A 20,030-nucleotide genomic window follows, 5' to 3' on the forward strand; every position below is an offset into this window, starting at 1 on the left:
GCCAGTCGTACTGTTTATTTACGTCAAACGATAACAAATTAAATGTGCCTTTTTCCGCTTATCTTTCCTTTAAAAATGGCAGTGGGGTGAAGGAATCATACCGCGCAAGTTGTGATAGTAATGAAATCTCATTGAAAAATGCGTTATGGGCGGAAACGCCATGGGATAGGCCAAATGAAGACCTCGGTTCCTTTTATCGCACTAATTTAGATTTATCGTTCCCAATGAATGATGCCAATTCGTTTTTCACATTAGACGGCATTGATTGGCTAGGAACAGTTTCAGCTAGTGGGACGATCACCGTCAAGGCGATTTGGACAGGGCCGGATATTCAATAAATCTTACAACTATTTTGTGGCTACTTGTAAAGATACAAGTAGCCTTTTTATTGGCGCCAATTCTTCCTTCAATTCAATATCGGATTTTTATTATGAAACGTTTTTCTTTGCTTAAAATCCTATTCTTGATGGTATTTTTTTCGTTCTACAACAACGCGTTTGCGTTATATATCAACTCAGATATTTCTTCGATGGATTCGGGACAAGAGTTTTTTTCGAAGCCATACGTTAATGACACAAAAAAGACGAATTTATATAATTTTAGTGCTTATAAAATTGATAAACCAGGTGGCCAAGAACAAGGTGAGCCGATACTCAACGGTGAAATTATCTTTACGCCACTGAAGAAAATTTTATTACCGGGAGAGCAAGAGTTTTTTAAGATTTTTTATCGAGGGCAAGCGGATGAAACCGAGCGCTATTATAAGATTATTATTAGCGAAACGCCCTTAGATATGCGAAGCGATGATGGGAAAAAAAAGCAGCCATTATTTTACCCAACGGTTAGTTTAGAAACCTATTTTGTTGTGAGACCCAAAAAACCTGACTTTAAATACAACCTCAATTCAAATGAAGGCGTGTTGAAAAATACAGGGAATACTTACTTTAGAGTGCTACTGCATGAAAGCTGTGATGCTGATGATGACTCGGAACCTTACGTCTTTTATTTATTGCCTAATCAAGAGTTTAACGATACGCGCTTAAAGAAAAAAAGCCGAAAATACATTGTTATTTTTGATAAATATTACTCAGTTGGGAATTGTGAATAATTAACGAAAAAGAGGCTTTTAATAAGTAAAAGCCTCTTTTTATCGCTAAGGGGTGGACATAATAATTGTTGCCGCAGAGTTAAACTGGCCTTCTGTTAGCTCATTTGGTGATAGATTTGGCTTTTTCACTAACGTAAACATTAATGTATCTCGGCCATGGCCGTTTTCGATTTTTGAATTGAAGTGCCCATTCATTGGCGAAACACGTTGGCCTTGATGATAAACCTCTACACCTAGTCCGGGCATAATTGGGCCTTGGCTACCGATATCACCGGTTCTAATGAGTAGAGCATCCGATGAAAAGGTTGAGGTTTCCCCGCTCAAGATCATTTTTATTGGAGCTGTTAAGTTGTTATCTTCACAGCTGTATGTGATCTCAACATTGCGCTGAAAACGGCTCGCGCTACCTACGGTTGAAATACCTGATGCATTGACTGTTTCAAAATCAACAATAATGATTTGGTTATTATTGATATCGCATGTCCCTGTTCCGACAACCACATCATTTCCAGCATAGAAGTTCCACTTAAAATAGGCGTGGTCAATATGTTGGCTACTATTTACATATGTCGCGTACTTATGGAGATCCAGCGTCATCAATAAATCGCCTTTTCTAACTAACACGGAAGGTGTCGGCTTAACGTTTACTTGTAAATATAATTTGATTTGTAAAGGTTCAGAGGCGGTGGTTAAACGAAAAACTTGGATTTCTTTCCCACTAAAAGGGGCCAGATAATAAGCGCCACGTACAACGACACCCGCTTTTAACTCAGGGTTATTTTTAAATGCGGGGCCTAAATCAGCGCCTGTGACATTGAGGTAATCGACGTACGCATTGGGTGCTTCATTACGACAGGTCATAAAGTCGCTTACATCTGCAAATTCATTAATTCGATTAGGTACCGCAAAAATATCATTATCAAGAGGAACATCATAAATACTTTGTGTTCCACCACCGACCTCTTGGCCCCCATTTGTTTTACATTGGAATGCTAAAATGGTGGGGGAAAATAATAAGGTTGCGAGAAGTAATATTAATATCTTCATTGTTACTGATACCTTAATCATAAATTAAACTAAAAATAGCGGTTGCAGTAAAATGGCCAAACGCAATACTTTTATTTTTGATTGCATCAGGTTCCCCTTGTACATTCGCATTAAAACTTAATATATTCGTACCATTCTCTAGATTGTATGCGGGCGTCGTACTATTAATGGGAATTTTTTTTCCGCTGTATTCTAAAATTTCAATACCTATACCTGAAGCCATACTGCCTGAATCTAATGCAAGAAGGCCCGGTAGATTGGTATTTTCGGTTCCTGTAAATTTAACGGTTACCGTTTTAAAGATACTATTATCACAGTCATCTAAGTGAATATTAAAATTTTCCAGAGGCGTTTTTTGGTTGATATAGAGATACTTATTGACGATAGTACCAAAGTCTACAATGATATTTTCATCACCGGGTCTTACCGTACAAGCTTCGGCAACAAGCTGCCCTCGAATTTTAATTTCACCGATTTGACCATTTTTTGCATGGCTCGGTAATGAAAAAAATAACAAACTTAATAGCATGGAGAGTATTATTTTTTTAAATTTATAAAAATTGAAATTATTCATATAAATACCTTCAATGCTACATCCGCAAAATTGAGTGAGCTTATTCATAGGTTATTTGAAAAGAAATAACGCTTCGGTACGCGCCTGCCTGTAATTTTTCGGCAACTCTAATGGGGGCTACGTAATAGGTTAAAATATTTTGCCCAGACGAAATAAGTTGTGGTTCGCTGTATTCACCAAAAGCGATTTCTTTTCCTTTTGGGTTAGTGATTTGTAGTCCTAATCCTGTGACGCCTTCTACACTGGCAATATTAGGGCGAAACGGAATGACGGGGGCAATAAACCGAATTTTCATCCCCGGCTGAGAAGTACTCCATGTAACATTGCCTGATTTATTATTTCTTAAGATGGTTGGTGTTTCGATACAATCCAGTAATTCAATATTAATCGGGGTCTTATGGCCTTGTGCGCCAATTGCTTTTAATGACGCAGTTTCAACATTCCCCAAATCAACAGATTGAAATGCAGAGTCCATCGATAAATGGCAAGCACTCTCAGTTAAGGAGCCGTAAACAAAAATTTTTCCGTTGGCGCCTTCGACATCCCAATTCCCTGTGGCGTTATGAAAGGCATTCGAAGACGCCCCATATATGATAGACGATGGAAATATTAGAGATAACCCGAGAAGCAAGGTAAGACTTTTTTGATTAATCATCTTTTCCTCTCTATTTATTTTCAGGAATAACCTGACATGTGCTGGCTTGGCATTTGAATTGCAATTTAGGACGGCCACCGTAGTCATTGATGTAGGTGAGAACAGGGTTCGCACCTACAGTAGAGCTTGGGACACCTAGATTTTCTTGGCTAAATGGTGCGACCATAACGGCTTTAAAGTTTTGATTTACCGGTGAGTTGATACGCTCCGCGGCGCCAATAATAGTGATGTAAAAGGGCGTTGGGTTTTTTATAATATATTGGTCGCCTTGCTTAATAAGCTGTGTTTTTTCTTGCCAAGGGTTATTCAACATTTCAGTTTCGCTTAGCATGATGCTTTTGGGGCGATAAAATAATTTAATTTTGCTTTGTAATGCTAATTGCAAAACATTGGGTTTATCACTTTTAGGTGGGATCTCTCTTAAGTTAAAGTAATAAACACTTTCTCTATCTTGCGGTAATTGGCTTATTTCAGGGAGTGCCTCAACACGCACTTGGCTTGATTTTTCCGGCTCAACTCTTTGCACGGGAGGTAATACGGCAAAAGGTGAGGTAATTTTCACCCCTTGAATATTTTCTACCCAGCCTTGAGCTAAATAAGGCAGTTGGTTATTTTTATTGGTAATAGTGATTGATACACTTTTTTGATCGCCATTAAAAATAATGCGAGTTCTATCTAAAGCAATTGCTGAGAAAGCACTTCCGCTAACTAAACTGCTTAATAAAATAGTACTGATATATAAATTAGTTAATTTTTTCATCGCAATCACTCATCTACAGATTATTATCTGTTTCATTACGTTTATTTGATAATGGTTTACAAGGAATGAATAATCCTTGGTTAATTGTTTCTAAATTTTCAGGAAAATGAATTTCACATTGAGCTGCGCCACCCCAATGAATAATCATGACTTCATTCGGGTTGATTCCACTCACGTAGGCATACCCATTATCAGTGACTATTCCTGTCTCTTTTCCTGCTAAATTGGTAACCTGAGCACCAAATGGTGGCGCAGAACCATCAGACATACGCATTGAAAGCATCATCTTTTCACCAGATAACACATTAAATTTACGGTAGCCAATCGCGCCTTCTGTTAATGTTGCTTGAACAATAGAATCAGTCACTTCGGCGTTATTCGGTAGAGCGTTTAAGTCGACTTTAACTTTACTGCGGTAGTAGCTATTTAAGTCAGGTACAACCACTTTACCAAATGCATTTGATGCAATAGGGATACCGCGGTCTGATACGGGGATTTTAGCTACGCCGTCAGTGTCGATAAGTAAACGAGTGCCGCCAATATTTGAAACTCGGTGAGCATCCGCACCTTTTAACGTCATAGTGAATCCGCCTTGAGCCCCTAATCCAAATGACGTGTAATTATTGTGAATATAGCTGGCATTTGCGGTTAACTTCGTATTATCGCCGTAATGAGTAATATAGGTGCTTGCGGTTCCGCCTTTGTTGGTTGACCCTGCGCTGACTTGGTAATTGGTTCTATCAGACAGCTTGTCATAATAAGTTGCCCGGTTAACGGTGTCGTCCCGTGTTGCTTGTAATGAATAGCCGATATTGGCGCCATTTCCCCAAGGCATTGATGCTGAGATATAAAGGCCGTCATCATTTGTTTCGTTATATTTATTGCGATAAGCCGATAACGAAATATTAATATTTTTCAGGCTCCCCCAATCTAAGGTTTTTGTGACCATTAAATTGTAGCGATTACTTTCTGGCTTATCCCAATACGTTTGGTGCGAATAGTTTAAATAAGCCGTAATTCTTGATTCCCTAAAGTTTTTATTTAGGGAAATCACATACATTTCCTTATTACTGCCTTGGCGTTCACCGGAGTCTTTAGCCGTTAAAAAATCAGTCACTGTCATAAAGCTACGCTCAGAGAAGCGGTAGCCTGCGAATTGGACTTGGCTATCATAGTCATCAAAGCGCTTCGAATAGTTTATTCGATATGAATTACCAGTTAGTTTTTTATCATTCGGAATATTTGCAATAGAATGTGTAATATCGAAAGATAAAGCACCAAATGCTAATAGGTCTCGGCCTACACCTACGTTGAATGCATTATAGTCTTGGCTATTTAATGAGCCTGCGAGTAATGACCAACCATTGGTGACACCCCATGACATTTCACCACTTGCGAATGTGTCTCCATTAACATGGTGCTCCATATCCGTTGGTCGGCCCATTGCTAATTTATATCGAACACTGCCAGGTCGTGTTAAATAAGGGATATTAGCTGTTTCAACTTGATATTCTTGAACTGAACCATCTTGCTCTTCGATTCGAACATCCAGTTTACCTGTTGTTGCATCACTTAAATTTTGGACGCGAAAAGGCCCCGCAGCGACTTGTTCTTGGTAAATAATTCGCCCCTGTTGGCTAATAATGACGGTCGCATTGGTGGTCGCAACACCTGTAATTTCAGGCGCATACCCACGTAAGTTAGGTGGTAGCATTAAGATATCAGAGCGTAAACTAACACCTGTAAACCGGAAGCTATCGAATAAATCCGTGTTGAAATAGTCTTCACCCAAGGTCAATTTAGCTTTAATACTGGTTAATGCTTTGTAGGCGTATAGCCGGCTCCATTGGAAATCATGCTCATTTTTACTATTTGAGCCAGTTTCTCGTTGAGCACGCCCTTGCCAATCTCCCCTGAAGCGCCAAGCACCAAGGTTCACACCCGCAACACCGTTTGCCGTTACATTATAGTTACTGTTGTTATCATGGGGTTTATTGGCTCTGGCGTTAATGTTGTAGTCGAAAAGCGCCCCAGAGATCCCTTCATCCCAGAGGGAAGGTGGATCCCAGTTAGCTGTTCTATATTCAAGGTAGGCTTGAGGGATGCTCAGGTATAATGTTGAGTCAGATAAATCTCCTCGAGCTTGAAAACCGGGCAAGCTGAGTAAATCAAGGCACTCATTATTATGCCACCACGTGATTTTCTTCAGCGAATCCGCCGTTAATCCCAACAGTTGGACTTGTTCTTGAGTAATACACACAAGGCTCGCTTCAGGGTCATTCTTCGGCGCATAAAATGAAAATCGTTGCTCAGGTAGCGTTTCTTTGTTTAATTGTATTTTCAGAGGGTAAGTGCCAGGCATAATATAGCCAGCACGTGAGAATTGCTTAATATCAATGTTTTTTTTGTCTTCTAAATCAAATAATGCTGTATTAAATTGTATGGTATCAGCAGCATATAATTGAGTAGATAATGACCCAAAAGTGAGTATTATCGTTGTCGTTATTATATTTATTTTGTGTTGTCTAAAAAACATAAAAAACATCCCTAAAACACCAATATAACTTTTAGAATTAATAATAATCGACCTTGAACCTTAATAAGGTTTGGTAATTACCCGCTTTAACAGGGTGATAATTGGTGACTAATTGCATTTGATATTTCAATATTATTGTGCCAGGTGTAATTCCTAATGCAGGTAACGGTTTCCCTGGTGTAATGGAATATCCAGATATATCATGCAATGCCAATTGCACTCCTTTTGCTTCACCCGAGAGTGTGAAAAAATCACCTTCTGATGGACCATCAAAAGTGACTTCGAGTGAATTCCATTCGTTATTATCTTTTGAATATTTTTCCCAACGGCAATCAACGAGTTTAATATTGAATTCTTTTATGGGGCCTTTCCCAACTTCACGAATATAGCTTGTTGGAAGCACCCCCATATTAATAGTCTGATCCCTAGACCCGATATCTATTGCACAGGCAGTATCGACTATCTCACCATTCATTGTGACTTTTCCCCATCCATGAGGTGATGCCGCCATTTGTGGCGAAAGAAATAATGTAAGAAGAAATAGAGATAATACATTTCTTGGCGAATAGATAAATCCTTTCACTTTAACCTCTGACTTAATTAGGTGACTAATAGAGGAATACGAATGTATTCCTCTTTAACTAATCAATTAGTTATAAGTTAGGGTAAAGTTAGTTACGCCTTCGAATTTACCTAATGGGATTTTATCCACTGCAACGTTTGCACCTTGTACATAAGCGCTATAACGCAGAGTGTTATCACCAGCTTGTAGCTGGTGTTCTTGCGCAGTCGCTACACCCATATCTAATGCAGCACCGTTGGTATCTGTTAATTGAATACCGACGTTACCTGCAATAGTAGGATCCGTTGCATCTAAGCCAGTTACACCTAATAATTTAGCGTTGAACGCAGCACTAGAACCCGAGAATGTGATGTTGACTTTGTCATTATAGACTTTGTCATCTGCATCTTTAGGGAATACACAGTCTTCTAATTCAATGTTGAATTGTTTAGCAGTAGAAGTGCCGCCATTCGCTAAAACGGAGTTAGCGATTTGGCCTAACCATACTGTTTGGTCAATAGAGTCAGAACTAATTGAGCAAGGTGCATCGATGATTTCACCTTTAAATGTAACTTTACCATGCCCTTGATCAGCGAGTGCTGGAGAAGCGATAGCGGCAGAAACAAGTGCTGCTAAAAATACTTTTTTCATTTGAACCTCATTTATATATAACAACGTGATGATTACCCAACAATTAAGTGGGCATAGTTAAAATTTTATATTTTTTAAATAACTATTTGCTGTATAAAGAATTTAAAATAATTTCTGTTTGCCGATTAAAAATATAGTGACAATTATCTTGTTCATCGAAGAGACTTTCATTGTTATGAATAAATGAATTAGCAGTTGGATGTTCTTCATTTATTTTCAATGTTATACTTTCGAAAAACGCACTAGGGTTAGTATCTAGATAGAATAAGATTGAAAACAGCATTGCACAGTTAATGCTACATATTCCTCTTTCATATCGAGAAATTTGTTGTTGTGATATCTTTAATTTTTTAGCTAGCTCTTTACCACTTAACCCTTTTTCTTTTCTAAGATGGAATAATTCCAAACCAATTTGTTCAGTCAGTATTTTCTGAAAGTTATCTATACTGGTTTTTAACTTATTATTTTTCATATCTCACCAATAAAGCGTTATGTCAGTTAGACTACGGTCAGACCTGCCTGCAAAGTAAACAACTTGATTATTTTTGACTCAAAAAACGCAACAAAATAAATCAAAATGTTGCGTTAAATTGGTTTTAGCGATTTTGTTTTATATATTATCGTTGTCAGGATTAAAATCTTTAATTTGTGTATTTTGTTAGTAAAATTAGATTATTTGGCTGGGTTGTTTTTGTAATAAAAACATCATGGATGGTAACTTTTTGTTGTAGATAATAAATTTTTACATTAATTGCTGGTTATCTCTAAAAGGTATTACATCAACAGAGTTTTATGCTGTTTGATTTTGGTTAGTCTCAGAATTATACTTATTAGGCATTTTAAACATTTTGATTTATTATGTTGCATTACCATTTGATTTTAAATGATATTTTAATTACATTGTTGATTTTTATTCATTATTGTTAGCTTTATTTATTATTATCTTATTTTTTGTTTCATTCATAATATATATATTGATTATTCCTTTTTAAGTGTAGTTTTTTGATATTAAACTCCAGAATTATTTAAATTTCATTTTGAATATCATTAAAAATCTTTATGCGATTATCTTAATATGAATGATTGTGTGATTTTTTTGTGTGTGTATTGATAATGGTTTGTTAATTTAATAAGGCTGTGGTTATACTCATATTTTGAGTATTTAAATCATGATAATTGGTAAAATAAGAATAAATAAAATTATTAACTAATCTTATTTTAGGGTTTTGGGAAATAACCAATTTGTAGCTTCATTTAGTGGTATTAAAATTAATCGTTACACCCACTATTTATAAGAATACCTCAGTTTTATAAAACTAATTGGTTAAATAACTGAGGTATTCTTGGTATTTAATTCATTTTATAATATTGAACTTTGGTTTCATGTTGACACAAGTCATTAAATTGTCTATTGATTAGACCAAATACCGCTAAAGCGTTTTTCATTACTTGCGGTATAAATTACAGTGTGGGCAATATTTCGATGCCCTAAATAGTCTTGAATTAATCGAGTATCTCTGCCGAGGTCAGCTAATGCATATCCACACGCATGCCTTAACATATGTGGGTGAAGCTTGACGGGAAGTCCTGCTATCTTGCCGTATTGTTCAAATAAACGATAAATTTGATAGCGAGAAATTTGGCTCCCTTTTTGCGAGATAAACAAGCAATCTGAACTGGATGTTTTCCAAGAGTCTCTCTCAATTAACCATCTTTCTATTGCTGTAAATTCTTCTGGAATTATAGGTTGAACAGTGGATAGTCCCCCTTTTAATCGTCTGATGTAGATGACTTTTTGGACTAAATCAATATCAGACATGGTAATATGAGTAAGTTCACTGACTCTCAAACCATGTAAAAAGCTCATTAATAACAAACAATAGTCACGATTAGGATATCGCCCCTGTTTGGTTGCATGTAATAGAGCGTTAACTTCTGTGCGTGTAATAAATTTACGTTTAGTCATTATGATCTCATTTATACCTAGTTACATTTCGCTATATACCCACAATAAATTAACTAAAAATAATTAATTTTCCTAAAATTAAATATAATATGTCATAAACATACGTGATGATACCTAAATACGAGTGATTAATCATGATGACTGTTCATACTCTTTAGTCGTGTTAAAAAGAGTAAGTGAGCAAAAAGTATGGAATTGTTGAAGGATAAAATGCATCTTTGTGAAACTAGTTTCGTTCCCAGAGATAAATTGATTTATGAGAGAATGTTGTTGCGTTGGCACTAAGAAGAGGTGGGCGGTAAAGGGCATCTACGGGTAAAAATTTGCCAAACAACACCATAAATGACGCTGCTTGGCGGTTTTAATTTACGATTATTCTTTCTTCTCTTTTTCTTCTTCTAATACTTCACGATACCAACGAGGATGGTGTTTCCTTGCCCATCCACGTGTCACCCAGCCTTCAACCATGCTACGAATAGAGCCTTTTACCCAAAAGGCTGCATAAGCATGAACAACAACCGTGATAATCAGAACTATAGCAGACAGTGAGTGCGCTAGTAATGCCGCGCGGATTATTGAAATCGAAAAATAATCCGCGAAATAAGGGCGCCAAATAATAATCCCACTGACTGTAAGGACGATAAGGCACAGGCTGAGAACCCAATAAATCCCTTTTTGCCCAAGGTTATAATGGCCGATATCGCCAGCTTCCTCATTACGTAATACCTTGTGGATATTTTTAGCCCAAATAAGGTCTTGTTTATCCACAAAGTTATATTTTAAGTATCTAAAAAACATGAAGATAAATAAAAATGCCATGAGGCTACCGACAAAGGGATGCAGTATTCGAGATAACTGGGGTGTCCCTAAAATACTCATAAACCAGTTTAATGAGGGGAAAAAGAAACCTAACCCACTGAATGCCGTAAAGACAAAGGCAATGACGACTAACCAGTGATTAATACGCTCAGATGCATTATGGCGTAAAATTGTATCGCTGTTTTTTTTCATTAGTGTTGCTCCTCGTTGTGCTCTGATTGTGCAGTTTGAGAAGCCGCTTCTTTATCTTTTCGCGCTTCTTCCTCATCTTCTTCTGTGGTGTGGTTTGGCCCGATACCAAAATAGTGGAACATTGCGCCAGCAAAGGTTGCCGCAAAGCCAACTGCTGCAAGCGGTTTCCAAATTCCTTTCCAGAATTTTACCGTTTCACTGATTTCGGGATTGTCAGGGAGCCCATGATAAAGATTGGGTTTATCTGCATGATGAAGAACGTACATCACGTGGGTTCCACCAACGCCTTGGGGGTCATAAAGCCCGGCATTTTGGTAGCCTCGGGTATTCAGTTCAGAAACACGCTCTTGAGCAAGATGTTTCATGTCTTCTTTACTACCAAAATGGATAGCACCTGTTGGACAGGTTTTTACACATGCAGGTTCTTGACCTACTTCGACACGGTCGACACACAATGTGCATTTATAGGCACGGTTATCCTCTTTATTGATACGAGGAACATCAAATGGGCAACCTGCGATACAGTAACCACAACCAATACAGTGCTCAGATTGGAAATCGACAATACCGTTAGCATATTGAACAATAGCGCCTTCTGCGGGGCAGGCTTTTAAGCAACCCGGGTCAGCGCAGTGCATACAACCATCTTTACGAATTAACCATTCCAATTTGCCATTTTCTTCAACTTCAGAAAAGCGCATAACCGTCCAAGACTTTGCCGTTAAGTCGATAGGGTTATCATAAACACCAATATTAGTGCCCACTTGGTCACGAATATCGTTCCATTCGGAACAGGCCACTTGGCAGGCTTTACAGCCAATACAGACCGTAACGTCAATCAGTTTCGCAACTTCTTCTTGATGGTTGCGCACTTGTGGTGCTGGCGTAAGGCTATTCGTTGCTGAACGGCGAATAATATTTTGAGATTGCAGTGACATAATTTCTCCTTACGCCTTTTCAACATTAACTAAAAACGCTTTATATTCAGGCGTGAATGCATTTGCATCACCAACTGATGGCGTCAATGTATTGGCAAGGAAACCTTTTTGTGTTGCTCCCTCAAAGCCCCAGTGGCAAGGGATCCCAATGGTTTCAACCACATTACCATTGATGGTTAATGGGCGAATTCGTTTAGTGACCACAGCCTTGGCTTTAATAAAGCCTCGTTTCGCACTGACTTTAACTTCATCACCTTGCTTAATGCCTTTTTGGGAGGCTAATTGCTCACCAATTTCGATAAACTGGTCAGGCTGTGCAATGGCATTTAATAATGAATGTTTCGTCCAATGACGGAATAACTCAGTGATGGAATAAGTAGTTGCCACATAAGGGAAATCTTTTGCATTTCCTAAGTGATCCTTATCATAGCTATATAAACGGGCTACTGGGTTACGCGACACTTTTGGATGCAAAATATTATGTTCTACTGGAGATTCAAACGGTTCGTAGAATTCGGGGAATGGGCCGTCAGCCATTTTATCCACGGCGAATAAGCGACCGACACCCTCAGGCTGCATAATAAATGGCCCGACACCGCTGTTTGGCGGGGCATTACCAAAATCAGGGACATCAAATCCCCCCCATTGAGTACCATCCCACTTAATGAGTTGGCGTTTTTCATCCCATGGTTTTCCACTTGGGTCGACTGACGCTCGGTTATAGAGAACGCGGCGGTTTTGCGGCCAAGCGAACGCCCAGCCCGGGGTACAACCTAAACCGGATGGATCCGCATTATCGCGGTTCGCCATCTGATTGCCTTTTTCTGTCCAGCAACCAGAATAGACCCAGCAAAAACTGGCTGTTGAGCCATCGGATTTCAATTGGTGGAACCCATCCAGTTGTTGCCCTTTCTTGAATAATAGCTTGCCGGCTTCATCATAAATATCCTGCATCGCTTGCCCATTCGCTTCCCTTGCCACTTCTTCAGGTTGTGGGTCATAAGGGTCTACATAATTCCAAGAGAGATTCATTAATGGCTCAGGGCAAACACCACCTTCTTCTTGGTATAGTTGGCGTAGGCGCATCAATAAATGACCCAAAATTTTACCGTCATGCCATGCTTGAGCGGGTGGTCGGGCTCCTGCCCAATGCCATTGTAACCAGCGGCCAGAGTTTGCAATCGAACCATTCTCTTCAGCAAAACACGAGGATGGAAGGCGGAAGACTTCGGTTTGAATATCTGCTGTATTGACGTCGTTCATCTCACCATGGTTTTGCCAGAAGTTTGATGATTCAGTGACCAGAGGATCGATAATAACCAGATATTTGAGTTTCGAAAGTGCTACGCTACATTTGTTTTTATCTGGGAATGCGGCTAATGGGTTAAAGCCTTGAACGATATAGCCATTCATTTTGCCATCAACCATCATTTGGGTTTGCGCCATGATGTCATAGCTCTTATCCCATTTAGGTAGCCAGTGATAACCCCATTCATTGGCTGCGGTGGCATTGTCACCCCAAAAGCTTTTCATTAAGCTAATGAAAAAATCGGGCGTTCTTTTCCAGTAGTTCACTTGGTCAGGCACGATTGAGCTTGGTGTGATTTGCGATAGATAGGTTTGTAGTGAATCCTGTTTCTCGTTGGGTAACGGCATATAACCCGGTAGATTCAAAGAGAGTAACCCTAAATCGCTATAGCCTTGAATGTTGGAGTGGCCACGTAGCGCATTGACACCACCACCCGGCATACCAACGTTACCCAGCAATAGCTGGATCATACCTGCGGTACGAATCGTTTGTGCCCCGCCTGTGTGGTGCGTCCACCCTAAAGCATACAAAATGGTCGACGTTCTGTCTTTGCCAGAAGTCGAGGCAAGTTGTTCACAAATATAGATAAAATCTTCAAGTGGTGTACCACATAATGTCGTGACGACTTCAGGTGTATAGCGGGAAACGTGTTGCTTTAATAGGTTCCAAACACAACGAGGATGTTGAAGTGTTTCATCCTTGAGCGCATGGCCATTTGCATCGGTTTCATAATGCCAAGAGCTGCGGTCATATTGTTGTTTATTATCATCAAAGCCGCTAAAAAGCCCATCATCAAAATGATAATCTTCACGAACGATTAATGGCGCATTAGTATAGGCTTTGACATACTCATGTTGAATTTTATCATTCTCAATAAGATAGCGGATAACACCGAGTAAAAATGCAGTATCTGAACCCGCTCGAATTGGTGAATACATGTCTGCGACGGATGCGCTGCGGCTAAAGCGTGGGTCAACAACAATGACTTTGGCATTATTTTTGATCTTAGCTTCGATAACCCATTTGAAACCAACGGGATGAGCTTCCGCTGGGTTTCCACCCATAATTAAAATGACGTTGGCATTTTTAATATCAACCCAGTTGTTGGTCATTGCGCCACGACCAAATGTTGGGGCAAGTGCGGAAACGGTTGGGGCATGGCAGAGTCGGGCTTGGCAGTCGATAGCGAGCATGCCTAACGAGCGGGAGAATTTATTATCGAGAATACCTGTTTCATTGCTCGCCGCAGATGAACACAACATGCCTGTTGTCAGCCAGCGGTTAACTTCTAGGTCTTTTTCATTGTGCGTAACGAAATTTTCATCACGGTCTTTTTTCATTAAACGTGCAATTTTGTCTATCGCTTCTTCCCACGAAATACGCTCCCATTTATCGGAGCCTGGTTTGCGGTATTCTGGGTGTTTTAGGCGGTTTTCACTGTGGATATAGTCAATAAGCCCCGCCCCTTTTGGGCATAATGAGCCTCGGCTAACCGGGTGATCAGGGTCGCCTTCAATGTGATAGATACTTTTTTCTGCGTTTTTTGCGCCGTCGCCTAAGCTGTACATCAAAATACCGCAACCCACAGAACAATAGGTACAGTTATTACGTGTTTCGACAGAGCGTAAGAGCTTATATTGGCGAGAACCTGCGAAAGATACATTTGGGGCAAAACCAAGTAGTGCAGCGGAAGTTCCTGCCATACCACCGGCACAGATCTTGAAAAAAGACCGTCGACTGACTTGCATCAGCGTCTCCTTGTTAATTGATAAGAAAGCCCAAGGCTAGGTCGTTAAAAACAACCTATCCGCGGCGAATTTCATTTTTCAATCATTCAAGACAGACCTGAGCATCATGTACGAACTCAATGTAATGAACTACTACATAAAATGATGGGCGCTAATTATAATTACTAAAAAAAATAAATCCATAGTAACAATATGGAAACAGTTAGGCAGGAAATTGCATAAAAAAGTGATGCTACCAAAAGATAATCGATAAATTCGCTCTTTAGCGGGCAATATGACTCAATCTGTATTGTTTAGGAAAATATCTTAATAAACTAAGTTATTTTTTTGGAACATATTGTTTTAATGAAATAATTGTAGCATCTCACAAATTTACCTCCCTGTGTTCTACATAAAGGCGCTATTTGGCGTATAATCAGCAAATTGATTATTTTGTGCTATTTCATCATTATTAATCATCATCACGTTGTTGGCCCCTGCGGTATAATGGGATTTTTCGGCAAAATTGGTCAGGTGGGATATGTTGGAATTTTTAAAAAATTACGATAATTTAACGATCAGTGAAAAAAAGGTTTTAAAATACCTAAATGATAATATTGCCGATATTCCATACTTAAATATCAATGATTTAGTGGCTAAAACGTATGTGTCTAAAACAGTCATTATTAACTTATCTCAGAAATTAGGCTTCAGTGGTTTTAAAGAGCTTAAATTTCAAATTAATAATTATATTTTATCCAAAAATAAAACAGAAAAAGTCACGCCCGCTTCCTACAAAAAACAACTTGAGAAAAACATTAATAAAAGCTTTACGCTGATTAATGAAAATCAAATAAATGACTGTGCGAATATCTTACATAAATCGCGAAATATTTTTATTGTCGCGAGGGGAACCAGTAAGGCTGTGGGTTATTATCTTGAGCACTTACTCTTTGCATTAGGTCTGCACTGTTTTTTTATTAATGACTACAATTTGTCTGATTCTTTTACTCGGCTCGTCAGCAAAGACGATACGGTGATATTTATTTCCCTTTCTGGCGGCACAAAAAAGATTATTGAAACCGCTAAAATTGTTCAATTGAAAGGGGCGAATATCATTAGTATGACGGCATTCAATACCAATGAATTAACCAGTTATACCGATAACACACTTTTTTGTTTCGCTGATAGTTACGATACTAAAAGGGATGATACCAAGTCCCGTATCGGTTTTTTTATCTTAGTTGATTTACTTATCAATGAGTTAGAAAACTTACTTTAGGCGACTTTCTTAACCTACCCTTCCTATATTACCGTCTTTTTATTGTTATTTTTAACAATAATGATGTTTCAAAATGACTTAGGTCATAATTTATGACCTAAGATAATTTTTAAAACCGGGACATCATTTCTTTTATAAAACCCCCAAGCTAGTATGCCTTTAATTCTAATAATAGAAGTCATAAGGAAAAAGTATGGCCAGAAGAAAGTTTGGTGAATCTATCCAACGCTTTGGGAGAACATTACTCCTTCCGATTGGTGTGCTTGCACCGATCGGTATGATATTGGGTATCAGCGGTGCGTTAGTGCAAACGTACATGATTGCACGCTTTCCTTTCCTCGGAAATGAAACGGTTAACGCATTATTAGTTAGCATTCGTTCTATTGCAGGGGTGATTTTCGATAATATCCCATTGCTGTTTGCGATGGGGGTCGCTTATGGAATGAGTCAGAGAGATAAGGGGATTGCCGTCTTTGCGTCGGTGGTTGGTTACTTATCCTTGATCATTACCATGAATATTTGGTTGGTACTCACTGGCAAACTCGCTGATGCAGCGATTATGAGCCAAGTGGGGCAGATCAAAGTTCTTGGAATACAAACCCTTAATATCAGTGCCGCTGGGGGGATCATCACAGGGTTAATTGCCTCATGGGCGACTGATAAGTTCTATAACCTTGAGCTCCCAACTGCGTTTGCGTTCTTCTCGGGTAAAAAATCAGTCTCTATTATCATGATTGGTTTGATGATCATGGTTGGCGCGTTATTACCGTTTATCTGGGAAGTTTTAGTTCAAGGCTTAATGAAACTATCCGCCGTGTTCTTGAGTCCAGTCGGGCCATTCTTTACCGCGGGTGGTGAACGTTTATTCATTCCGTTCGGATTGCACCATGTTTGGAACGTGTTGTTCCGATTCACGGAAGCTGGCGGTACTTATATTATTGATGGACAAACGTTTGTGGGGGTTGTCCCTGCATTAACCGAAGTGTTATTCAAACAAGGCCCTGACAGTGAATATTGGGCAATGATGCCAAGCCTGACCCGCTTTATGGCACAGCAACAAATGTTAGTGACATTGTTCTTATTCCCAGCGATTGCGCTAGCAATTTACAAAACGTCGAAGAAAGAAAACCGTGCAGAAGTGAAGTCGATGTTGGTGACAATGGTGCTGACTGCGATGTTGGGTAACGTGACAGAACCGCTTGAATTTACCTTCGTATTTATTGCGCCACTATTGTATTTAATTTACGCGATTATTGTTGGTATCGGTGCGGTATTACTTTCGTTCGCGGGTGTTGCTATCGGTTATATCCGAGGAACGGTATTCGACTTCACGATATTTGGATTGCTATATGAGCACACCAACTGGATATTCTTGGTCATCATTGGTAGCTGTTTAGCCGTCGTCACTTACTTTATTTTCTACTGGGCGATTATTAAATTTGATATCAAAACACCGGGTCGTGAAGAGTCTAGCAATCTGAAAAATACCTTAATTAAAGAAAAACGTTATGGCGAAATTGCAGAAATTTTAATCCAAGCGTTAGGTGGCAAGCAAAATATTCGTAACGTGGATAACTGTATTACTCGTATGCGTATTGATGTTGGCGAAGTGAATCAAATTGATAAAGATTTAATGTTGGAATCAGGATGTACCGCATTCTTCTTTCCATCGGCAAACCACGTCCATGTCGTTTATGGGCCGAAGGTTGAATTCGTTCGCAATGCTGTTGATGAAGCAATGAAGAAATAAAGAAGGGATACGAAATGAGAGCATTATACGATTCTAAAAGTAAAACAATTGATGACCGAGGTATTAAGGCGCTTTTATCTGATGAAGCGAAATATACGATTTGGTTAATGTTTGAATCTATGTTGGCTCAAGCACAAGCAGAGCAAGGGTTTATTCCCCAATCTGCGGCTGATGAAATCAAAGAAAAGGCCATTATTGAAAATATTGATTTCGAAGAAATGAGCCGTATTTACCAAAAAATTGGCCATGGCTTTGTGCCTTTTCTGAAAGTATTAGTGAATGCATGCTCAGAAGAGAGTGGTAAGTATATCCACTATGGTATTACCACGCAGAATATTCAGCAAAGTTCCCAGCTGTATATGATGAAAACAGTACACAACAAATTTATGTTGTTGCTGAGTGAAATTATTGAGAACTTATCGGGATTGGCAGAAAAAACCAAACATATGGTCATGCCAGGTCGAACCCATGGGCGCCATGCCATCCCGATCACTTACGGCTATAAAGTGTCGGTGTGGATCAGTGATTTTATTGATTGTTATCAGCGTATGAAAGAGTGTGAAAAACGCGTTTTCACCATCATGATGGGCGGTGCGGTTGGTGCATTTAACTCTATGCCGGGTATTGGTTTAGAAGTACAAAAACGCGTCGCAGAGCTAACGGGCATGCATGCGATGGAAGTTCCATCGAGAAACTTAAGCACCCATAAATTAGAATATATGGCGAACTTGGCGCTGATGGCGAATATCTGCCATAAAATTGGCGAGGAAGTTTACAGCACCACATTGGAAGAAATTGCTGAGGTTTCTGAAGGGTTTACTAAGGGGACGGTGGGCAGCAGTACTATGCCGCACAAGATTAACCCAAAACTAGCGAAAGGTATTATTGCGAACTCACAGAAATTGTACTCTTTGCCAAGCGTGGGTATGTACTCTGCGGTGCGCCCTTATGAAGGTGACAGCAGTTCTTATATGTTATTCGATGGCTTAATTGAAGAAGCGTTAGAATTAACGACGGAAATCCTATTAAGAACCGAGGAGCTTTCAAGAACTATCGTTCCTCATGAAGATAGAATGCTGCATAATGTATTGAGAAATAAAGGGTTAGATAATACTGAATACGTCATGATGAAAATGGCAGAAAAACTGGGAAAAGACAAAGCCCATGAGCTGCTATACGAAGAGGCGATCAAGACTGCGGCGGATGGTGAGGATTTCTATACCAATCTAACCAAAAACAGTGTGATTTCAGCCGCTTTTAGTGATGATGAAATTAAAGCAATGCTCGACCCACGCTCCTATATAGGTTTGTCTGTTGAAATAGCGGAAAAAGAAGCAAGACGTGGCTTAGCGATTTCGCAAGAAATTAAAAAAAGCTACCAATAGCAATCATTAAAAAATAATAAAAGAGCGATCTACACATTAGGTCGCTCTTTTTTGCAAAACGCTTACTCGCCTGCTAATGCCCTTGGGAACAGTAAGTTGTTTTCTAAGTTAATATGGTTCATTAAATCATCAATTAACTCATTAATCCCATTATAAAGTACGCGCCAAGTGGTGCAGGCTTCTGCTGGAGGCGTTACATTATCTGTGATGCCTTTAATCGCTTCTAATAAATCCCCAGCATCATCATGTTCTTGTTCCATGACACTAATTGGACCTGCGGCATTTTGCCCTAAACCATTTTTAATCATTGGGAACAATATGCGTTCTTCTTTCATCATATGGCTGCTTAATTCTTCGAGCAGCGCTTCAAGGTATTTCGCTAAACCATTCGGAACGGTTGGTTTATTCGCATGAACACGCTCAACTTTTTGCGCTTGTAAAATCAGTTCAGGTAATTGCTCTCTGTGCCTATCGTGATAACGGACAATAATAAAATCGATAATTTCGCCTAGTGGGGCTGCTCGCCAGTCTTTCTCTAATGCTTCGTTTGATAATTCCGCTAATTGTTTTTCTAAAGCTTCAATGTCTAAATTCAATTTTTCTGCACTTCGGCTGAGCGTTTGTTTTCCTCCGCAGCAGTAATCCATATTGTATTGGCGAAAAAGCGTCGATGCTCTTGGAATCGATAAGGCAAGTTGGCCAAGTGTTTTATCTCTTAATTGCATGTGAGGTGTCCTCTATAAAATCATAAAATTCTTACTGTGTTTTG

General features: G+C 39.2%; 18 protein-coding genes. 5 read left to right on the plus strand and 13 right to left on the minus strand.

What is annotated here, in order from left to right; genetic code table 11:
• Both ABWP91_RS11825 and ABWP91_RS11830 read left to right on the plus strand, forming a co-directional pair.
• A partial coding sequence (locus ABWP91_RS11825; RefSeq protein WP_502935809.1) for a fimbrial adhesin EcpD family protein occupies nt 1-338 on the plus strand: 338 nt, incomplete at its 5' end.
• A 92-nt stretch (nt 339-430) separates the two neighbouring features.
• Nucleotides 431-1,108 (plus strand): fimbrial protein, encoded by a 678-nt coding sequence (locus tag ABWP91_RS11830; protein WP_353243446.1) that lies wholly within the window; start codon nt 431-433, stop codon nt 1,106-1,108.
• A gap of 45 nt (nt 1,109-1,153) precedes the next feature.
• Here ABWP91_RS11830 and ABWP91_RS11835 read toward each other — a convergent pair whose 3' ends face one another.
• The 12 genes from ABWP91_RS11835 to fdnG all read right to left on the minus strand — a co-directional run bounded on the left by ABWP91_RS11835 (nt 1,154) and on the right by fdnG (nt 14,865).
• Nucleotides 1,154-2,155 (minus strand): fimbrial protein, encoded by a 1,002-nt coding sequence (locus ABWP91_RS11835; protein WP_353243447.1) that lies wholly within the window; start codon nt 2,153-2,155, stop codon nt 1,154-1,156.
• A 13-nt stretch (nt 2,156-2,168) separates the two neighbouring features.
• Nucleotides 2,169-2,729, minus strand: a complete 561-nt coding sequence (locus ABWP91_RS11840) for a fimbrial protein (protein ID WP_353243448.1) — start codon at nt 2,727-2,729, stop codon at nt 2,169-2,171.
• A 40-nt stretch (nt 2,730-2,769) separates the two neighbouring features.
• The gene (locus tag ABWP91_RS11845; protein ID WP_353243449.1) at nt 2,770-3,384 is read right to left on the minus strand and encodes a fimbrial protein; all 615 of its coding nucleotides are present in this window, start codon (nt 3,382-3,384) and stop codon (nt 2,770-2,772) included.
• A 10-nt stretch (nt 3,385-3,394) separates the two neighbouring features.
• A complete protein-coding gene (locus ABWP91_RS11850) occupies nt 3,395-4,144 on the minus strand; it encodes a fimbria/pilus periplasmic chaperone (RefSeq protein ID WP_353243450.1) in 750 nt (249 codons plus the stop codon).
• A gap of 13 nt (nt 4,145-4,157) precedes the next feature.
• On the minus strand, nt 4,158-6,689 hold the full coding sequence (locus ABWP91_RS11855; protein WP_502935810.1) for an outer membrane usher protein: 2,532 nt from the start codon (nt 6,687-6,689) through the stop codon (nt 4,158-4,160).
• A gap of 28 nt (nt 6,690-6,717) precedes the next feature.
• Nucleotides 6,718-7,263: a fimbrial protein gene (locus ABWP91_RS11860; protein ID WP_353243452.1), complete on the minus strand. Its 546-nt coding sequence runs from the start codon at nt 7,261-7,263 to the stop codon at nt 6,718-6,720.
• Nucleotides 7,264-7,329: 66 nt separating this feature from the next.
• Complete coding sequence (locus ABWP91_RS11865) at nt 7,330-7,893, minus strand: fimbrial protein (RefSeq protein WP_353243453.1); 564 nt, start codon at nt 7,891-7,893, stop codon at nt 7,330-7,332.
• Nucleotides 7,894-7,975: 82 nt separating this feature from the next.
• Entirely contained in the window at nt 7,976-8,365 is a 390-nt protein-coding gene (locus tag ABWP91_RS11870; RefSeq protein ID WP_353243454.1) for a helix-turn-helix domain-containing protein, read from the minus strand.
• A gap of 936 nt (nt 8,366-9,301) precedes the next feature.
• Nucleotides 9,302-9,859: a tyrosine-type DNA invertase gene (locus ABWP91_RS11875; protein WP_219245275.1), complete on the minus strand. Its 558-nt coding sequence runs from the start codon at nt 9,857-9,859 to the stop codon at nt 9,302-9,304.
• Between the two features lie 372 nt (nt 9,860-10,231).
• Complete coding sequence (gene fdoI / locus ABWP91_RS11880) at nt 10,232-10,870, minus strand: formate dehydrogenase cytochrome b556 subunit (RefSeq protein WP_353243455.1); 639 nt, start codon at nt 10,868-10,870, stop codon at nt 10,232-10,234.
• Nucleotides 10,870-11,808: a formate dehydrogenase subunit beta gene (gene fdxH, locus ABWP91_RS11885; protein WP_353243456.1), complete on the minus strand. Its 939-nt coding sequence runs from the start codon at nt 11,806-11,808 to the stop codon at nt 10,870-10,872. Before fdxH ends, fdoI begins: the two co-directional genes overlap by 1 nt.
• 9 nt (nt 11,809-11,817) lie before the next feature.
• Complete coding sequence (gene fdnG / locus ABWP91_RS11890; RefSeq protein WP_353243457.1) at nt 11,818-14,865, minus strand: formate dehydrogenase-N subunit alpha; 3,048 nt, start codon at nt 14,863-14,865, stop codon at nt 11,818-11,820.
• 520 nt (nt 14,866-15,385) lie between these two features.
• On the opposite strand from fdnG, the gene ABWP91_RS11895 reads away from it, so the two are divergent.
• The 3 genes from ABWP91_RS11895 to ABWP91_RS11905 all read left to right on the plus strand — a co-directional run bounded on the left by ABWP91_RS11895 (nt 15,386) and on the right by ABWP91_RS11905 (nt 19,261).
• Nucleotides 15,386-16,126 (plus strand): MurR/RpiR family transcriptional regulator, encoded by a 741-nt coding sequence (locus tag ABWP91_RS11895; protein ID WP_353243458.1) that lies wholly within the window; start codon nt 15,386-15,388, stop codon nt 16,124-16,126.
• Nucleotides 16,127-16,319: 193 nt separating this feature from the next.
• Nucleotides 16,320-17,876, plus strand: coding sequence for a PTS transporter subunit EIIC (locus ABWP91_RS11900; RefSeq protein WP_353243459.1), 1,557 nt, complete (start codon nt 16,320-16,322; stop codon nt 17,874-17,876).
• Between the two features lie 14 nt (nt 17,877-17,890).
• On the plus strand, nt 17,891-19,261 hold the full coding sequence (locus ABWP91_RS11905) for a class-II fumarase/aspartase family protein (protein ID WP_353243460.1): 1,371 nt from the start codon (nt 17,891-17,893) through the stop codon (nt 19,259-19,261).
• Nucleotides 19,262-19,323: 62 nt separating this feature from the next.
• On the opposite strand, the gene ytfE is transcribed toward ABWP91_RS11905, so the two are convergent.
• Nucleotides 19,324-19,986, minus strand: coding sequence for an iron-sulfur cluster repair protein YtfE (gene ytfE, locus ABWP91_RS11910; protein ID WP_353243461.1), 663 nt, complete (start codon nt 19,984-19,986; stop codon nt 19,324-19,326).
• Nucleotides 19,987-20,030 lie beyond the last annotated feature (44 nt).

Origin of the sequence: Providencia sp. (assembly GCF_040396775.1) — a bacterium.
Taxonomy (GTDB): domain Bacteria; phylum Pseudomonadota; class Gammaproteobacteria; order Enterobacterales; family Enterobacteriaceae; genus Providencia.

What these genes read in the sequence shown, in the direction of transcription:
- ABWP91_RS11895 (WP_353243458.1), top strand. Translation starts at nt 15,386, where the DNA reads ATGTTGGAATTTTTAAAAAATTACGATAATTTAACGATCAGTGAAAAA.
- fdxH (WP_353243456.1), bottom strand. Translation starts at nt 11,808, where the DNA reads ATGTCACTGCAATCTCAAAATATTATTCGCCGTTCAGCAACGAATAGC.
- ABWP91_RS11855 (WP_502935810.1), bottom strand. Translation starts at nt 6,689, where the DNA reads ATGTTTTTTATGTTTTTTAGACAACACAAAATAAATATAATAACGACA.
- ABWP91_RS11840 (WP_353243448.1), bottom strand. Translation starts at nt 2,729, where the DNA reads ATGAATAATTTCAATTTTTATAAATTTAAAAAAATAATACTCTCCATG.
- ABWP91_RS11900 (WP_353243459.1), top strand. Translation starts at nt 16,320, where the DNA reads ATGGCCAGAAGAAAGTTTGGTGAATCTATCCAACGCTTTGGGAGAACA.
- ABWP91_RS11870 (WP_353243454.1), bottom strand. Translation starts at nt 8,365, where the DNA reads ATGAAAAATAATAAGTTAAAAACCAGTATAGATAACTTTCAGAAAATA.
- ytfE (WP_353243461.1), bottom strand. Translation starts at nt 19,986, where the DNA reads ATGCAATTAAGAGATAAAACACTTGGCCAACTTGCCTTATCGATTCCA.
- ABWP91_RS11835 (WP_353243447.1), bottom strand. Translation starts at nt 2,155, where the DNA reads ATGAAGATATTAATATTACTTCTCGCAACCTTATTATTTTCCCCCACC.
- ABWP91_RS11865 (WP_353243453.1), bottom strand. Translation starts at nt 7,893, where the DNA reads ATGAAAAAAGTATTTTTAGCAGCACTTGTTTCTGCCGCTATCGCTTCT.
- ABWP91_RS11905 (WP_353243460.1), top strand. Translation starts at nt 17,891, where the DNA reads ATGAGAGCATTATACGATTCTAAAAGTAAAACAATTGATGACCGAGGT.
- ABWP91_RS11850 (WP_353243450.1), bottom strand. Translation starts at nt 4,144, where the DNA reads ATGAAAAAATTAACTAATTTATATATCAGTACTATTTTATTAAGCAGT.
- fdnG (WP_353243457.1), bottom strand. Translation starts at nt 14,865, where the DNA reads ATGCAAGTCAGTCGACGGTCTTTTTTCAAGATCTGTGCCGGTGGTATG.
- fdoI (WP_353243455.1), bottom strand. Translation starts at nt 10,870, where the DNA reads ATGAAAAAAAACAGCGATACAATTTTACGCCATAATGCATCTGAGCGT.
- ABWP91_RS11875 (WP_219245275.1), bottom strand. Translation starts at nt 9,859, where the DNA reads ATGACTAAACGTAAATTTATTACACGCACAGAAGTTAACGCTCTATTA.
- ABWP91_RS11830 (WP_353243446.1), top strand. Translation starts at nt 431, where the DNA reads ATGAAACGTTTTTCTTTGCTTAAAATCCTATTCTTGATGGTATTTTTT.
- ABWP91_RS11845 (WP_353243449.1), bottom strand. Translation starts at nt 3,384, where the DNA reads ATGATTAATCAAAAAAGTCTTACCTTGCTTCTCGGGTTATCTCTAATA.